This window comes from Bacillus sp. ISL-47 (assembly GCF_018613175.1).
Taxonomy (GTDB): Bacteria; Bacillota; Bacilli; order Bacillales; family Cytobacillaceae; genus Cytobacillus.
Genome location: NZ_JAGGQS010000027.1, coordinates 38782 through 54178 on the forward strand (window position 1 = coordinate 38782; position 15397 = coordinate 54178).

Here is a 15397-nt window from a genome sequence, read left to right on the forward strand (position 1 = left end):
CAAGGCACTTCCGCTTTTCTAATGAGAGCCCTTACAGCAAAAGCTATACACTACTTTTCTAACCAATTACGCCAGAAAATAGCCCTAGCTTCTATAAGAAACCGAAATAGGCTTGTCCTAATATTAATGTCAGAAAAATCCCTTGGGAAAATATGCACTTTCATATTATCACGTATCTGTAGTTTACAACATTGCAAGATGTATAAGGAACAATTTTCCAACTGTTTTTTGCAGATTCCGACATTATCTTTATCTTATAGTTTACACGAAAAATCAAATCTCATGTATCGATAACGAAAAAAGTTAAAATTAAGAAAGAAGTACTAAAAGCAGAGGTTCAGGTTATGGGGCCGGCTTTGCTCCGCTTGCCTTATGCAGCGGATACAAAGCCGGGTACCTAGAGTTATTTTACCGAAGAATCAATTATCCTCTTGAATTCCAGTCCGCCAAGAATGCTTCAATTCCCTTATCTGTCAGTGGATGGTTGAATAATTGCTGGATTACTTTATAAGGAACCGTAGCAATATCCGCACCTCTTAAAGCGGCATCGGTAACGTGCTGAGGATGTCTAATGGAAGCTGCAATGATTTCCGTTTCAATGTCATGAATAGCGAAGATTTCTGCAATCGTTGAAATTAAATCAAGACCGTTATGGCCAATATCGTCCAAGCGTCCAAGGAACGGTGAAACATAAGTAGCCCCAGCTCTTGCCGCAAGCAGCGCCTGGTTGGCACTGAAGATTAAAGTAACGTTTGTTTTAATGCCTTCTTTTGAAAAAGCGCTAACGGCCTTTAATCCATCCGGGGTCATCGGAACCTTGATTGTAATGTTTGGCGCAATTGCAGCTAGCTCTTTCCCTTCTCTAATCATTCCTTCTGCATCAAGGGCGATTACTTCTGCACTAACGGACCCGGGAACCAATTCCGTAATTTCGCGAAGGCGGTCAGGAAAGGATACATTTTTTTCTTTCGCAACCAATGATGGATTGGTTGTTACACCAGCTACTACCCCAAGCGAAAATGCTTCTTTAATTTCTTCCATGTTTGCCGTATCGATAAAAAACTTCATAATAATCCCACCTTGTTTAATATTTTGATAATTATCTATGTATTATTAAATAAAGTCTCTATTCTGTAAAGCCTTGGGTAACCTGCAACCCTTAAGTAATATAATATACAGGGAAACCGCCCCTAAAACTAGAAGGCGGTTTCTCTTATTACTTGTTCAGTTCTTAAATTATGCTTTGTTAGAAGAACCAAACTCACGCATTTTGCCGATAACTGTTTCTTTAATCGCTTCACGTGCAGGACCTAAGTATTTGCGTGGATCATACATTTCTGTATCTGCTGCCAATACTTCACGAACACGCTTTGCAGAAGCAATTTGGTTCTCTGTATTTACATTGATTTTAGCTGTTCCTAATGAAACTGCTTTTTGAATATCTTTTGTTGGGATACCTGTTCCGCCATGAAGAACTAAAGGAACACCCGTAAGGTTTCCGATTTCTTCCATTTCAACGAAACCTAAGTTAGGCTCACCTTTGTAAGGGCCATGAACAGAACCTAGTGCTGGTGCAAGGCAGTCGATGCCTGTACGCTTCACTAGCTCTTCACATTCTTTTGCATCTGCATAAATAACGCCGTCAGCAACAACATCGTCTTCCTGTCCTCCGACAGTTCCTAACTCTGCTTCAACTGAAACGCCTTTTGCATGCGCATATTCAACTACTTTGCTGGTAGTTGCTACGTTTTCTTCAAACGGATCATGAGAAGCGTCGATCATAACAGAAGTGAATCCTGCTTCGATTGCTTCTTTACATTTATCAAAACTTGAACCGTGGTCTAAGTGAATAGCCACTGGAACTGTAATTTTGTAATCTTCCAGCAGTCCTTCAACCATTTTTACAACCGTTACGAAGCCGCCCATGTAACGAGCCGCACCTTCGGAAACACCAAGGATTACAGGTGACTTTTCCTCTTCTGCAGCCTGCAGGATAGCTTGAGTGAACTCAAGGTTGTTTAAGTTAAATTGACCTACTGCATAGCCTTCTGATTTTGCTTTGTTCAGCATTTCAGTCATAGAAACTAAAGGCATTTTTCTTCCTCCTTATTGATGATCGATTAAGTTTTTCACAGGGCATGGACTGTTAAAGTTTTCCCCTTAACACTAACGAATATGTACCCTTAAAATCCCCTGTTAAACGAAAGCGATCCTTTGGAATTCATTTGTTATCATACCAAAAAGGATTTAGAAAAGCCATTAATCTAGAGCGTTTTTCTTAATTGTCATAAAGCAAACGCTATCATTTTCAAGCCGATGGAATTTCAGGGTAAAAACGGTTTTTTTTACACCTTAATTGGAATTGGGAACCGGCAAATACTTCTTTACGGCTGCCCGAATATCATCAATATCAAATGGTTTTGCAAAGTGGGTAAGAGCACCTAGATCTTTGGCTTCCTGAATCATATCCAGCTCACCATACGCAGTCATGATAATGACCCGGATATCCTTATCAACCACTCTCATTCTTTTTAAAATTTCAATCCCGTCCATTCCTGGAATTTTCATATCCAGAAGGACGAGGTCAGGCGAATGCTTGGAAACAATGTCGAGAGCCTGGACTCCATTGGCAGCCTGGTATGTGTCGTACCCTTCTTTCTGTAATACCTCATTAAGTAAAATGCGGATTCCGAACTGATCATCTACGATTAAAATTTTCCCTTTCATCAAGCCACCTCTTCCTGTCGTTTTAAAAGCACTTTGATTAAATACTTACTCAATTATGACTGCAGGTCACTTAACTGTACATTCTCCTACAGGTAATTTCTCTATAAAACAGCATATTTCCTGCTATTTTTTACAATTTAACCGTGAATATTTTACCTTTTCCTCTTGATTCACTATAATAGAATCCCAGGAAGCAGTGACTGAAGGAGTGAAATACTTTGTTAAAAATGTTCTCTACCCAGCTTACAGGCTTGTTTAAGCGATTGCAGGAGAAAGAGGAATTCGCCATCGAAGACAGCGCGCGCTTACTGGCCCAAGCCGCTGCAGGCGATGGAAAAATATATATATATGGTACTCATGAAATGAGCAGTATCGGCTATGAAGCTACCCAAAGCATGGAACCGCTCCGGGATGCGGCAATTTGGGGGAATGATAACGAAATTTCGGAAACAGACAGATTGATTATTTTTTCAAGATATTCTGATGATGATGAGGCTATTTCATTAGCAAAAAAACTAGCCGACAAAGGCATCCCTTTTGTGGCAGTGAGTACGGAAAAAGCTGATCGCAGCGAAAACCTAGCCAATTTGGCCGATGTTCACATCGATTTGAAGCTAACGAAAGGGCTCCTTCCTGACGAAGAAGGAAACCGTTTTGGTTACCCTGCCTCCATGGCTGCTTTATTTGTGTATTACGGAATCAAATTTACAATTGAAGAGATTTTGGCGGAATACGAATAGTATTTTCAAAGAAATTTTAAACATATCGCGAAAATCTTCTCGCGCTCGTTCATGCCCATAAAAAAATCCCTCCGCACCTGGAGGGATTTTTTCATATCTTATAATTTCTCGCTAAATTTCAGTGATGCCCCAATAAACTCACGGAATAAAGGCTGCGGGCGTGTTGGCCTTGAAATAAACTCCGGATGGAACTGAGATGCCACGAACCAAGGATGGTCCTTCACCTCGATGATTTCCACTAAGCGGCCGTCCGGGCTTGTACCAGAAAAGACAAATCCGGCCTTCTCCATATCCTGGCGGTAATGGTTGTTAAACTCATAGCGATGGCGATGGCGCTCATAAACCACTTCATCCTGGTAAGCTTCAAATGCTTTCGTGTCTTCTTCCAATTTACAAGCTTGTACCCCAAGTCTCAATGTTCCGCCTAAATCTTCGATGTCCTTTTGCTCAGGCAGAAGGTCGATGATTGGGTGTTCCGTTTCAGGGTTAATTTCTGCAGAATGTGCATCCTTTAGGCCCAGTACGTTTCTTGCAAATTCAATGGAAGCAAGCTGCATGCCAAGGCAAATGCCAAGGAATGGCTTTTTATTTTCGCGTGCAAATTGGATCGCAAGAATTTTACCTTCAATCCCGCGGTCTCCGAATCCGCCCGGAACAAGGATTCCATCTGCATCGTTTAGTAATTCTGTTACATTATCTTTGTTCACTTCTTCAGAGTTAATCCATTTTATCTCAATATCAGAATCAAAAGCATAGCCTGCATGTTTTAATGCTTCTACTACAGAAATATAGGCATCCTGCAATTCAACATATTTACCGACAAGGGCAATCTTGGTTTTCTTAGACAGGTTTAGAACCTTGTCCACAAGCTGATTCCACTCTGCCATGTCTGCTTCTCCGCACTCAAGCTTCAAATGTTTGCAGACAATCTGGTCAAGATGCTGCTCTTGAAGCGATAACGGTACGGAATATAAAGTTTCTGCATCGGTTGCTTCAATAACTGCTTCTTTATCGATATCACAGAATAACGCAATTTTATCCTTCATGTCCTGGGAAATCGGCATTTCTGTACGAAGAACAATTACGTTTGGCTGGATGCCAAGGCTTCTTAGTTCTTTTACGCTGTGCTGAGTCGGTTTTGTTTTCATTTCTCCTGCCGCTTTGATATAAGGAACCAGCGTACAGTGAATGTACATCACATTGTCACGGCCGATGTCGCTCTTGATCTGGCGAATTGCTTCTAGGAATGGAAGTGATTCAATGTCCCCTACTGTTCCGCCGATTTCTGTAATGACCACATCCGCATTGGTTTCGTGACCTGCACGGAATACTTTATCCTTAATTTCATTGGTAATATGCGGAATAACCTGTACAGTTCCTCCGTTATAATCTCCACGGCGTTCTTTTCTAAGCACCGTTGAGTAGATTTTACCCGTTGTTACACTGCTGTACTTTGTCAGGTTAATATCAACAAAGCGCTCATAGTGGCCCAGGTCCAAGTCAGTCTCTGCACCGTCACCCGTTACGAATACCTCACCATGCTGGTACGGGCTCATTGTTCCCGGATCCACATTTATGTAAGGATCAAATTTTTGAATCGTAACCGTTAAACCTCTGTTTTTCAAAAGGCGCCCAAGTGATGCTGCTGTAATCCCTTTTCCTAATGATGATACAACCCCGCCTGTTACAAAAATATACTTTGTCATGTAAAATTCCCCCTCAATATCAGTTTGTGCATATTCGTCTTGGTTTAAAGACTTCATTAAAAAAATTCTATCTTCCAGCTGCAGGATTTTTTCAATCCGAAGCTGCACCATTCGGCAAAGGGGAGGAAACGCAATTTTATCCATTCACCCTTAGAAGAGACGATCGTTCGCCTCTCCCATATAAAAAATAAGGCTCTGTTACACTTGCCTGCTGATTTCCGCTCCAGGAGCTCGCTTTCCGCGGGCGGTCCGGGAGCCTCCTCGGCGCAGCCGCGCCTGCGGGGTCTCCCTTTGACCCGCTTCTCCCGCTGGAGTCTCGCTCCTTCCACTCCATTCAACAGGTTGCAAATATAAACAATGAGCTTTAACAGAGCCAAAAATAAAAAGCGCTCCGCTTACTTATAAAGTAAGGGAGCGCTATTAGCGTCTAACGAATCGTTCCTTTTTTAAGGAGCCCAAAAAGTATTCTACAAGCCCTGAAACGAAAAGTCAAGATTATAAATCTTCTTCGTCCTCATCCAGTTCAAGTTCATCTTCTTCAAGGTCATCATCGTCATCATCTTCATCAAGATCGAATTCTTCTTCATCTTTATCAATAATTTCAGCGTCATCCTCGAAGTCTTCGTCAAGATCGTCGTCATCATCAAGAAGATCATCATCATCGTCATCTGTCAGATCGTCATCATCAAAACCGTCGTCATCATAATCGATATCCTCTTCATCCAGTTCATCATAATCTTCAAGGTCAAGATCATCATCGGCGACCTTCTTCTTCGCCTTTTTCTTCTTAGGCTTGATAACGGAAACGACTTCTTCTTCATATTGGTCTACCGGATACCATGAACGAAGACCCCAGCGGTTGTCGCCCAATCCAATAAAATGTCCATCTATATTTAAATCAGTGTAGAACTGTGCAATTTTCGATTTAACTTGTTCCTTTGAAAGGTTCAGAATCTTAGTCACTTCATCCATAATGTCATTAAAAGCCATCGGTTCTTTTTTGCTTTTTAAAAGTTCATAAGCCACTTCAATTAATGACATTTCTTGTAATTCTTCTTTTGAGAATTGTTCCAAACTCAATATCAGCACTTCCTTTCCCTATGTAACGCTATTAGGCAGCGTAAATAACAAAAACACGCACAAACTTAAATGAAGCCCTATTGGCTCTATATTTTGAGAGCACAAAAAAACACTTGAACTGCCCCCAAGAAGACATATTCTTCATTATAAACAAATTTTTACGGTTTATGCCAGTTATATCTGCTGTTCTGGCATTTTTTCTGCAGTTTTGTACTTTCCAGCCCTGCTAAACATAAACGTTAATGAAAAGGCCTGTTGATTTCCGCTCTTGAAACCAGCTTTCCGCAGGGGTCAGGGAGCATCCTGGCGCATACGCACCTGCGAAGTCTCCCTGCGACCCGCTCCACTCAGCAGGGTGCCAAAATCAAAGCAGTGTATTTCATGCCTATAAATAGAAGAGTTTAATCCACCCTGTTTCTTTTCCGGCCTTTCAAAGGCTGATCCATCTGTTTATACGCCAGCCAAGTAAAATAAAATGATAATAAAAAGAAGGCAATGGCTCCAAGCTGTCTTTCGTATAGGAAGTAAACGCCCGCACTAGCTCCCACTAGAGCTGCATACAGAAATAATTTCTTCACATTTTCACATCCTCAAGCCCCGAAGTGCACCGCTATGTATAATGATTCCATTATATAGGATACGGATGTATTTTGTATGTATTCCGTGTAAAAATTAGGTTATCACTCAGAAGAAGTAAAGGCCTGCAGCATGAGGCTGCAAGCCTTAATTTCAATTATTGACTCCATCGGCCTTTGGATGCCTTATTTTATCTACATATTCCTGCGATATTGCCCGCCCACTTCATAAAGCGCACGTGTGATTTGTCCAAGGCTCGCCACTTTGACGGTTTCCATTAAGGCAGCGAAAATGTTGCCTCCGCTGACTGCCGTTTCCTTCAATTGGTTCAAGGCCCCTTCTGCTTTATCTTTATTGCGCTCCTGGAAGCTGCGCAGATTGCGGATCTGAGTTTCTTTTTCTTCTTTAGTTGCTCTTGCCAGCTCCATATTGTCCATTTCTTCCTCTGAAGGAGGATTCGGATTCAAGTATGTGTTTACCCCGATAATCGGAAGCTCACCGGTATGCTTCTTCATTTCATAATACATAGACTCATCCTGAATCTTTCCGCGCTGATATTGAGTTTCCATGGCACCAAGTACACCGCCGCGGTCATTAATGCGTTCGAATTCCTTCAATACCTGCTCCTCTACAAGATCTGTAAGCTCATCCACGATGAAAGCACCCTGAAGCGGATTTTCATTCTTGGATAATCCATGTTCTTTTGTAATGATCATCTGAATGGCCATCGCACGGCGGACAGACTCTTCTGTCGGAGTGGTAATCGCTTCATCATAAGCATTTGTATGCAGTGAGTTACAGTTATCCTGAAGTGCCATTAATGCCTGCAGTGTTGTGCGAATATCGTTAAAATCGATTTCCTGCGCATGCAGCGACCGCCCGGAAGTCTGGATATGGTACTTCAGCTTTTGGCTTCTTTCATTCGCGCCATACTTATCTCTCATAACAGTCGCCCAGATGCGGCGTGCCACACGGCCAAGCACCGTATACTCAGGATCCAGTCCGTTTGAGAAGAAGAATGAAAGGTTTGGTGCAAAGTCGTTGATATTCATGCCTCTGCTCAAATAATACTCTACATATGTGAAGCCATTTGCCAATGTAAATGCCAGCTGCGAAATTGGGTTCGCACCCGCTTCTGCGATATGATAGCCTGAAATTGAAACAGAGTAATAATTGCGGACCTTATGGTCGATAAAGTACTGCTGGATATCCCCCATCATCCTTAAGGCAAACTCTGTAGAGAAGATACACGTATTTTGGCCCTGGTCTTCTTTTAAAATATCAGCCTGAACCGTTCCCCTCACTGTCTGCAGCGTTTGCGCCCTTACTTCCGTAAACTCTTCCGGAGTGAGCACTCGGCCAAGCTCCTGCTCTTTTGCTTCAATCTGCTGCTCAATGGCTGTATTCATGAACATAGCCAATATGATCGGAGCCGGCCCATTAATGGTCATCGATACAGATGTAGATGGATGGCATAAATCAAATCCGGCATACAGTTTTTTCATATCATCAAGCGTACAAACGCTGACACCGCTCTCCCCGACTTTTCCGTAAATGTCCGGGCGGTAATCCGGATCTTCTCCGTAAAGAGTAACCGAGTCAAACGCTGTGCTTAAACGCTTGGCTGAATCATCTTTTGAAAGATAGTGGAAACGGCGATTCGTCCGTTCAGGCGTACCTTCGCCGGCAAACTGCCTTTTTGGATCTTCTCCCTCGCGTTTGAATGGGAAAACGCCTGCTGTGTACGGGAATGAGCCCGGTACATTTTCTCTATACACCCAGCGGATGATTTCTCCATAATCCTTGTACTTAGGAAGGGCCACCTTTGGAATGGACAGGCCTGATAAGCTCTTGGTTTTTAAAACCGTTATGATTTCCTTATCGCGGATTTTCGTCACAAACTGATCGCCTGCATATTTTTCCTTCAGACGATCCCAGCCCTCAAGAATCTTCTTCGTTTCAGCTGTCAATTTGTCTTCGACCGACGCTTTGATGGCTTCCAATGAAGAGATTGCCTCTTCATTTCCTTCCTGTTCTTTTACAGCAAGAAGAGCACCTTCCAGCTGGAACAATTTGCGGGCAAGATCGGCCTGCTCTTCTGCCTTTTTATGATAGCCGCGTACTGTATCTGAAACCTCACGCAAATAATACCGCTGCTCATTCGGGATAATGACATTCTGCTTTTCCACTTTCGCTTCTTTTGTAAAACTTGTCTCCCAACCTGTGCCTGCATTTTTGTTGATCGTTTCAACCAGTGCAGCAAACACCGCATTTGTTCCCGGATCATTGAACTGGCTTGCAATCGTACCGTATACAGGCATTTCTTCCAGTTCCTTTTCAAAAAGCATCCGGCTGCGCTGATATTGCTTTTGCACCTGGCGCATGGCATCTTCAGACCCTTTGCGCTCAAATTTATTAATAACGATTAAGTCTGCATAATCAATCATATCTATTTTCTCAAGCTGGGAAGGCGCGCCGAATTCACTTGTCATCACATACATAGAGACATCGCAAATTTCAGTAATGCCGGCATCCCCTTGCCCGATTCCGCTCGTTTCCACAATAATCAAGTCAAAGCCGGCCGCCTTTACAACCGAAATTGCATCCTGAATCGCAAGTGAAAGCTCACTTCGGGAATTTCTAGTTGCGAGGCTTCTCATATAAACACGCGGATTAAAGATCGCATTCATGCGAATCCGGTCGCCCAGAAGCGCGCCACCTGTTTTTTGCTTTGTCGGGTCAACGGACAGAATGGCTACCTTCTTTTCCGGGACTTCGTTGATAAAACGGCGGATCAGCTCATCGGTTAAGGAGCTTTTACCGGCACCGCCTGTACCCGTAATCCCAACAACCGGTACCTGTTTTTCAAGCGACTTTACTTTTTCCATCACGGTTTCAAGAGATGCCGCTGCTTCTTTGCTTTCCGTAACCTGATGCTCAGCAAGGGTAATCAGCTTGGCAATCGCATTGGTTTCCCCTTCCTGAAGCTTTTCAATTTGCCCGGATGATCCTGCTGTGAATGTAGGGAAATCACATTCTTGAATCATCTGGTTGATCATGCCCTGCAGGCCATGCTTTCGGCCATCTTCAGGCGAAAAAATTCTCGCGATTCCGTACTCATGCAATTCCTTGATTTCCTTCGGGATGATAACCCCGCCGCCACCGCCATAAATGCGGATATGGGAAGCGCCTCTTTCCTTCAGCAAGTCATACATATACTTGAAATACTCAACATGCCCTCCCTGATAAGAGGAAATGGCGATTCCCTGTACATCTTCCTGAATCGCAGCGTTCACGACTTCTTCTACCGAACGGTTATGACCCAGGTGGATTACCTCCGCACCGCTCGCCTGAATGATTCTGCGCATAATGTTAATGGAAGCATCATGGCCATCAAAAAGACTCGAAGCTGTTACAAAGCGAATATGATTTTTCGGCTTATACACTTCTGGATTACTCATACTTCTCCCCCTTGTCCGAAAGCGCAGGCACCAGGGCAGCTGATGCTGTGCGCATAAAAATTTAACTTGTTAAGCTTTTTCCGAAACCTTGTCTGGGTTTTTTATCCCTTGAAAAAGCAGATCCGTCTGCAGCTGGATATATTCATCAATCGTGTACAACTTTTGCAATGACCAGCGCCGGAACGCCCACATTTGCCCTTGGACAAAAATGTTATGGGCAATCATCTTGATTTTTCCTTCCGGAAGGTCCAGCTCTCCGTTTTCCACACAAAGTGTGATGACATGCTCGAACATGCCAACCATTTCGATTTCTTTTTTCAAAACATAAGGAAGCGCGTCCTTTGTTAAGGATTTGACTTCCTGGTACATGACGAGCACTTCATCCTGCATTTCATCGACTACCTTGAAATAATCGGCAATTCCCTGCTCCAGGCTTTCAAGCGTGCCCTGATTTGTATCAAGACCCTTTTGCAGGCGCTCTGCAACCTGATCATAGATGCTGTCACAAACCAGATATAATACGTCTTCCTTGGTCCGGATATACTCATAAAGCGTCCCGATACTAAAACCAGATGCCTTAGCGATTTCTCTAGTTGTTGTACGATGGAACCCTTTTTGGATAAAAAGGGTGACGGCACCTTTAATCATCTGATCACGCCTCTTTTTGACAAGACGCTCATCTTTAACAGAAGCTTGAACTTCCCGTTTCTTCATTACTTATCTACCGCCTCCCGTGAATCATTCCCTGAATACCTGTTTATTTTGAAGAGGATTTCCTCATAGAATGTTGTGTTAGTTTACGAATTCTGACCGTTGATTTCCGCGGCAGGCACACAGCGAACCCGCGGGGAGCGATGTGAGCCTCCCCGGCTATGCCTGCGGGGTCTCACATTCCCTCACTTCCCGCAGGACCATAGAATAACCATCCTTGTGTAAACACCGCATGAAAAAATTTCGAGGATCAAGTGCCCCCCGCTCCAATCAACTAGTCAGTCGCCTAAAATCAACAAACGTTACGAAAATAGCCTTTGAAATAACTACTGTGAGATCCTTTTATTTCGTTACCATCCGCGAGATTACGAGACGCTGAATTTCCTGCGTTCCTTCGTAAATCTGCGTGATTTTTGCATCACGCATAAAGCGCTCAACCGGATAATCCTTTGTATATCCGTATCCGCCGAAGATTTGAACCGCATCCGTTGTTACCTTCATAGCCGTGTCGCCGGCTAGAAGCTTAGACATCGCAGATTCCTTTCCGTATGGGAGGCCTTCGGATTCCAGCCATGCTGCCTGATAAGTTAATAGTCTTGAAGCTTCAATGCTTGTCGCCATGTCCGCCAGCTTGAATCCGATCCCCTGCTGGGCAGCAATCGGCTTGCCAAACTGCACTCGCTCCTTTGCATACTCGACGGAAGCATCTAATGCACCCTGGGCAATTCCGACAGCCTGTGCTGCGATACCATTGCGGCCGCCGTCAAGTGTCATCATGGCGATTTTGAAGCCTTCGCCAACTTCTCCCAGCACATTCTCAACAGGAACCTTGCAATCTTCAAAAATTATTTCTGTAGTCGGCGATGAACGGATACCCAATTTCTTTTCCTTCTTGCCTACAGAGAAACCTTCAAAGCCGGCCTCCACAATAAATGCCGTTGTTCCTCTATGTTTTTCGGCTGGATCTGTTAAAGCAAATACTACATAAATATCTGCTACTCCGCCGTTTGTAATGAAAATTTTGCTGCCGTTCAATACATAATGGTCGCCTTCCAGACGCGCAGTCGTTCTCATTCCGCCGGCATCAGAACCGCTGCCAGGCTCAGTCAGTCCGTATGCACCGATTTTTTCACCTTGTGCCATTGGCTTTAGATACTTTTGCTTTTGCTCCTCACTGCCGAATTTGAAAATCGGCCAGCCTGCAAGGGATGTATGTGCAGAAAGGGTAACACCTGTTGAAGCACACACTCTTGAAAGCTCCTCAACCGCGATGCAGTATGCCAGGTAATCACTGCCGATTCCGCCGTACTCTTCAGGCCAGGGAATACCCGTTAAGCCAAGCTCTGCCATCTTATTGAAGATTTCGCGATCAAAACGCTCTTCCTCATCACGCTCTGCTGCTGTTGGAGCTACTTCATTTCTGGCAAAATCGCGAACCATCTTTCTTATCATTTCATGCTCTTCACTTAATTGAAAATTCATTGTCAGTCCCTCGCTTTGAATGATTTCTTTGATATTTTCAAAAAGACCTTATAATCCTACCCGTTGATTTCCGCTGCAGGCACACAGCGAACCCAGGGGGCTACCGGGAGCCTCCTCGACGCTCTGCATCTGCGGGGTCACCCTTGGAACACTACTCCCGTAGGACATTGAAAAAACATCCTTGAATAAACACCGCACGAAGAAAATGCGGCAGCATTTTCGAGGATCAAGTGCCTTCCGCTACAATCAACTCAGTGGAAAAACTTAGTTATCCAACAAACTTTCGAGAACATCCTCCAAGAAGATGTCTTTACAGCTGCTTGCTGATGACTATCCGCTGTATTTCACTGGTTCCTTCGTAGATTTCGGTAATTTTCGCATCACGGAAGTAGCGTTCAACCGGGTATTCTTCTGTATAGCCGTAGCCGCCGTAAACCTGGATCGCTTCTGTTGTCACTTCCACTGCCGTTCTTGATGCAAAAAGCTTTGCCATAGATGCCTCAAGGCCGCACTTGATGCCGCGCTGGCGAAGCTCTGCTGCCCGATAGATTAATAGCTTGGCAGCTTCGATGTTTGTCGCCATGTCCGCAAGCTTAAATCCTACTCCCTGCTGGGCTGCTATCGGCTTTCCGAATTGCACGCGCTCTTTCGCATAATCGGCTGCTGCTTCAAAGGCAGCCTCTGCAATTCCAAGTGCCTGGGCAGCAATCCCGATCCGTCCTGCATCCAGGTTTGCCATAGCAATTTTGAAGCCCTCGCCTTCATTGCCAAGAAGGTTCTCAGCCGGAACGCGCATATCCTCAAATGTCAGCTGCAGTGTCCTGGAACCGTGCAAGCCCATCTTATGTTCATCTTTTCCGAATACAAGGCCTGGAGTATCCTTCTCTACGATAAACGCCGATACCCCTTTACTGCCCAGCTCGGGATTGGTTGATGCGAATACGATATACACATCTGCCTCGCCGCCATTGGTGATAAATACTTTCGATCCATTAATGACGTAATCGTCTCCGTCTTTCACTGCACGCGATTTTAAACTTCCCGCATCTGAGCCTGCGCTCGGTTCTGTAAGGCAGAAAGCCCCAAGGTACTCACCTGAAGCAAGCTTCGGTACATATTTTTGCTTTTGCTCTTCCGTCCCGAAATATAAAATCGGATTAGTACCCACAGATGTATGGACTGATAAAATAACTCCTACCGTTGCACTAACCCGTGACAATTCATGGATGGCAATAATATAGGAGGTAAAATCCATTTCAGATCCGCCGTATTTTTCCGGAATCGGAATCCCCATTAAGCCTAGCTCGCCCATTTTGCAAAGGATCTCCCTCGGAAACCCGCCTTGCTCCATTTTTTCAACAAAAGGAGCGATTTCCGTCTGGGCAAAATCCCGCACCATTTTTCTCATCATTTCCTGCTCTTCTGTAAATCTCAGGTTCACTTGTCTTCCCCCCGATGCCGCCTGGCTTTTAGTAGCCAAGCCCCTATTTGGCAAAACTGTCTCAAGGCCCTTAAAGCCCTTTCTTTATTCGTAAACGTAGAAGCCTCTGCCGGTTTTCTTGCCGAGCCAGCCAGCTTTTACATATTTTCTTAGTAATGGGCATGGGCGGTATTTATCATCGCCAAAGCCTTCGTGAAGCGTTTCCATAATATACAGGCACGTATCCAAGCCGATGAAATCAGCTAAAGTCAACGGCCCCATCGGATGGTTCATGCCAAGCTTCATCACTTCATCGATCGCTTCTTTCGATGCAACGCCTTCATAAAGGGTATACACCGCTTCATTAATCATCGGCATTAAGATCCGGTTGGACACAAAGCCAGGGAAATCATTTACTTCAACAGGTACTTTTTTAAGCGTTTTGGTGATGTCCTCTATTGTCTGATACACTTCATCTGCTGTAGCCAGGCCGCGAATGATTTCAACCAGCTTCATCACAGGCACCGGATTCATAAAGTGCATGCCAATTACTTTTTCTGGACGGTTCGTGGCAGCAGCAATTTCGGTAATAGGAAGAGATGATGTATTGCTCGCCAAAATCGCATGCTCCGGAGCAAGTTCATCCAGCTGGCTGAAGATCTTTGTCTTAATATCCATATTTTCAACAGCTGCTTCGATAACCAGGTCAACATTTTTCACATCCTGCAGGTCGGTTGAAGCGGTTACATTTCCAAGCACCGTTTCCATTTCCTCCGCTGTCATGCGCTCCTTCTCCACCTGACGGGAAAGGTTCTTTTTAATAACGCCCAGTCCCCGGTCTACAAACTCCGCCTTCAGATCGTTCAGCAGCACGCTGTACCCTGCCTGTGCACAAACCTGTGCAATTCCCGAGCCCATTTGTCCTGCACCGATTACCATAATGTTTTTAACGTTCATGTTCATATCCTCCGTTCTTGAACTTTGGCCGGTATTTCTGCTGATTCGGCCGGTAAATCACTACTATTGGCCGGTAAATATATGAATTCGGCCGGTAAAAGCCGTTATTTGGCCGGTAAATGGCTTAAAAAACATATACAATCTACTAAACTGCCATTTTTGACCGTTCAATCTTGGAATTTGGCCGATAAACTGCTCGTTTTGGCCGATAAATGGCCTTTTGGGGCCGAAAAAATCTAAAATTTGGCCGTTAAACTGCTTTTAAGGACCGCAAATACCTTGAATGGGCCATTATACTGCTTTTTTTGACCGATAATTCCCCGAATTAGGCATTTAAACTGTTTCTTTTTAGTCAAGTCCTGATTATTGTGTAAAATTTAATACAACAGTTTTCAACCAAAACTTTAGGGGTTCATTCCCTTTTCATTTTTCGAGCGTGACTTCCATGGATTTTTGTCTTCATATCCAGGCAAGGCAGTCAAAGGCTTTTCACTTTGACTGCCTTGCCTGGATATGGAATCATCCATAATGGAAGTT

General features: G+C 44.1%; 12 protein-coding genes. 1 reads left to right on the plus strand and 11 read right to left on the minus strand.

From position 1 onward, the window contains the following. Positions 1–423: 423 nt before the first annotated feature. From fsa to J7I93_RS10735, 3 genes are all read right to left on the minus strand, one after another. Positions 424–1068, minus strand: coding sequence for a fructose-6-phosphate aldolase (gene fsa, locus J7I93_RS10725; protein WP_214725855.1), 645 nt, complete (start codon positions 1066–1068; stop codon positions 424–426). Positions 1069–1236: 168 nt separating this feature from the next. Continuing rightward, positions 1237–2094, minus strand: a complete 858-nt coding sequence (locus J7I93_RS10730) for a class II fructose-bisphosphate aldolase (protein WP_214725856.1) — start codon at positions 2092–2094, stop codon at positions 1237–1239. Positions 2095–2352: 258 nt separating this feature from the next. After that, positions 2353–2730: a response regulator gene (locus J7I93_RS10735; RefSeq protein ID WP_181395926.1), complete on the minus strand. Its 378-nt coding sequence runs from the start codon at positions 2728–2730 to the stop codon at positions 2353–2355. A gap of 215 nt (positions 2731–2945) precedes the next feature. Here J7I93_RS10735 and J7I93_RS10740 point away from each other — a divergent pair, with 215 nt between their 5' ends. Then, entirely contained in the window at positions 2946–3467 is a 522-nt protein-coding gene (locus J7I93_RS10740; RefSeq protein WP_214725857.1) for a DUF2529 domain-containing protein, read from the plus strand. Between the two features lie 98 nt (positions 3468–3565). Here the strand turns inward: J7I93_RS10740 and J7I93_RS10745 are convergent, their stop codons facing one another. The 8 genes from J7I93_RS10745 to J7I93_RS10780 form a co-directional block, all read right to left on the minus strand. After that, positions 3566–5173 (minus strand): CTP synthase, encoded by a 1608-nt coding sequence (locus J7I93_RS10745; protein ID WP_214725858.1) that lies wholly within the window; start codon positions 5171–5173, stop codon positions 3566–3568. Between the two features lie 495 nt (positions 5174–5668). Next, positions 5669–6253 carry a DNA-directed RNA polymerase subunit delta gene (gene rpoE / locus J7I93_RS10750; RefSeq protein ID WP_214725859.1) on the minus strand — a complete coding sequence of 195 codons (585 nt, stop codon included), beginning with the start codon at positions 6251–6253 and terminating at the stop codon, positions 5669–5671. Between the two features lie 401 nt (positions 6254–6654). Next, positions 6655–6831, minus strand: coding sequence for a hypothetical protein (locus J7I93_RS10755; RefSeq protein WP_214725860.1), 177 nt, complete (start codon positions 6829–6831; stop codon positions 6655–6657). A gap of 192 nt (positions 6832–7023) precedes the next feature. Beyond that, positions 7024–10290 (minus strand): fused isobutyryl-CoA mutase/GTPase IcmF, encoded by a 3267-nt coding sequence (gene icmF, locus J7I93_RS10760; protein ID WP_214725861.1) that lies wholly within the window; start codon positions 10288–10290, stop codon positions 7024–7026. Positions 10291–10359: 69 nt separating this feature from the next. Then, positions 10360–11004 carry a TetR/AcrR family transcriptional regulator gene (locus tag J7I93_RS10765; RefSeq protein ID WP_214725862.1) on the minus strand — a complete coding sequence of 215 codons (645 nt, stop codon included), beginning with the start codon at positions 11002–11004 and terminating at the stop codon, positions 10360–10362. A gap of 339 nt (positions 11005–11343) precedes the next feature. Continuing rightward, entirely contained in the window at positions 11344–12483 is a 1140-nt protein-coding gene (locus J7I93_RS10770; protein ID WP_214725863.1) for an acyl-CoA dehydrogenase, read from the minus strand. 310 nt (positions 12484–12793) lie between these two features. Continuing rightward, positions 12794–13924 carry an acyl-CoA dehydrogenase gene (locus J7I93_RS10775; RefSeq protein ID WP_214725864.1) on the minus strand — a complete coding sequence of 377 codons (1131 nt, stop codon included), beginning with the start codon at positions 13922–13924 and terminating at the stop codon, positions 12794–12796. 84 nt (positions 13925–14008) lie between these two features. After that, a complete protein-coding gene (locus J7I93_RS10780; protein ID WP_214725865.1) occupies positions 14009–14860 on the minus strand; it encodes a 3-hydroxybutyryl-CoA dehydrogenase in 852 nt (283 codons plus the stop codon). Positions 14861–15397 lie beyond the last annotated feature (537 nt).

Excerpts from the sequence above, each read along its gene's own strand:
- fsa (WP_214725855.1), bottom strand. The coding sequence starts at position 1,068 with ATGAAGTTTTTTATCGATACGGCAAACATGGAAGAAATTAAAGAAGCA.
- J7I93_RS10730 (WP_214725856.1), bottom strand. The coding sequence starts at position 2,094 with ATGCCTTTAGTTTCTATGACTGAAATGCTGAACAAAGCAAAATCAGAA.
- J7I93_RS10745 (WP_214725858.1), bottom strand. The coding sequence starts at position 5,173 with ATGACAAAGTATATTTTTGTAACAGGCGGGGTTGTATCATCATTAGGA.
- icmF (WP_214725861.1), bottom strand. The coding sequence starts at position 10,290 with ATGAGTAATCCAGAAGTGTATAAGCCGAAAAATCATATTCGCTTTGTA.
- J7I93_RS10765 (WP_214725862.1), bottom strand. The coding sequence starts at position 11,004 with ATGAAGAAACGGGAAGTTCAAGCTTCTGTTAAAGATGAGCGTCTTGTC.
- J7I93_RS10770 (WP_214725863.1), bottom strand. The coding sequence starts at position 12,483 with ATGAATTTTCAATTAAGTGAAGAGCATGAAATGATAAGAAAGATGGTT.
- J7I93_RS10780 (WP_214725865.1), bottom strand. The coding sequence starts at position 14,860 with ATGAACGTTAAAAACATTATGGTAATCGGTGCAGGACAAATGGGCTCG.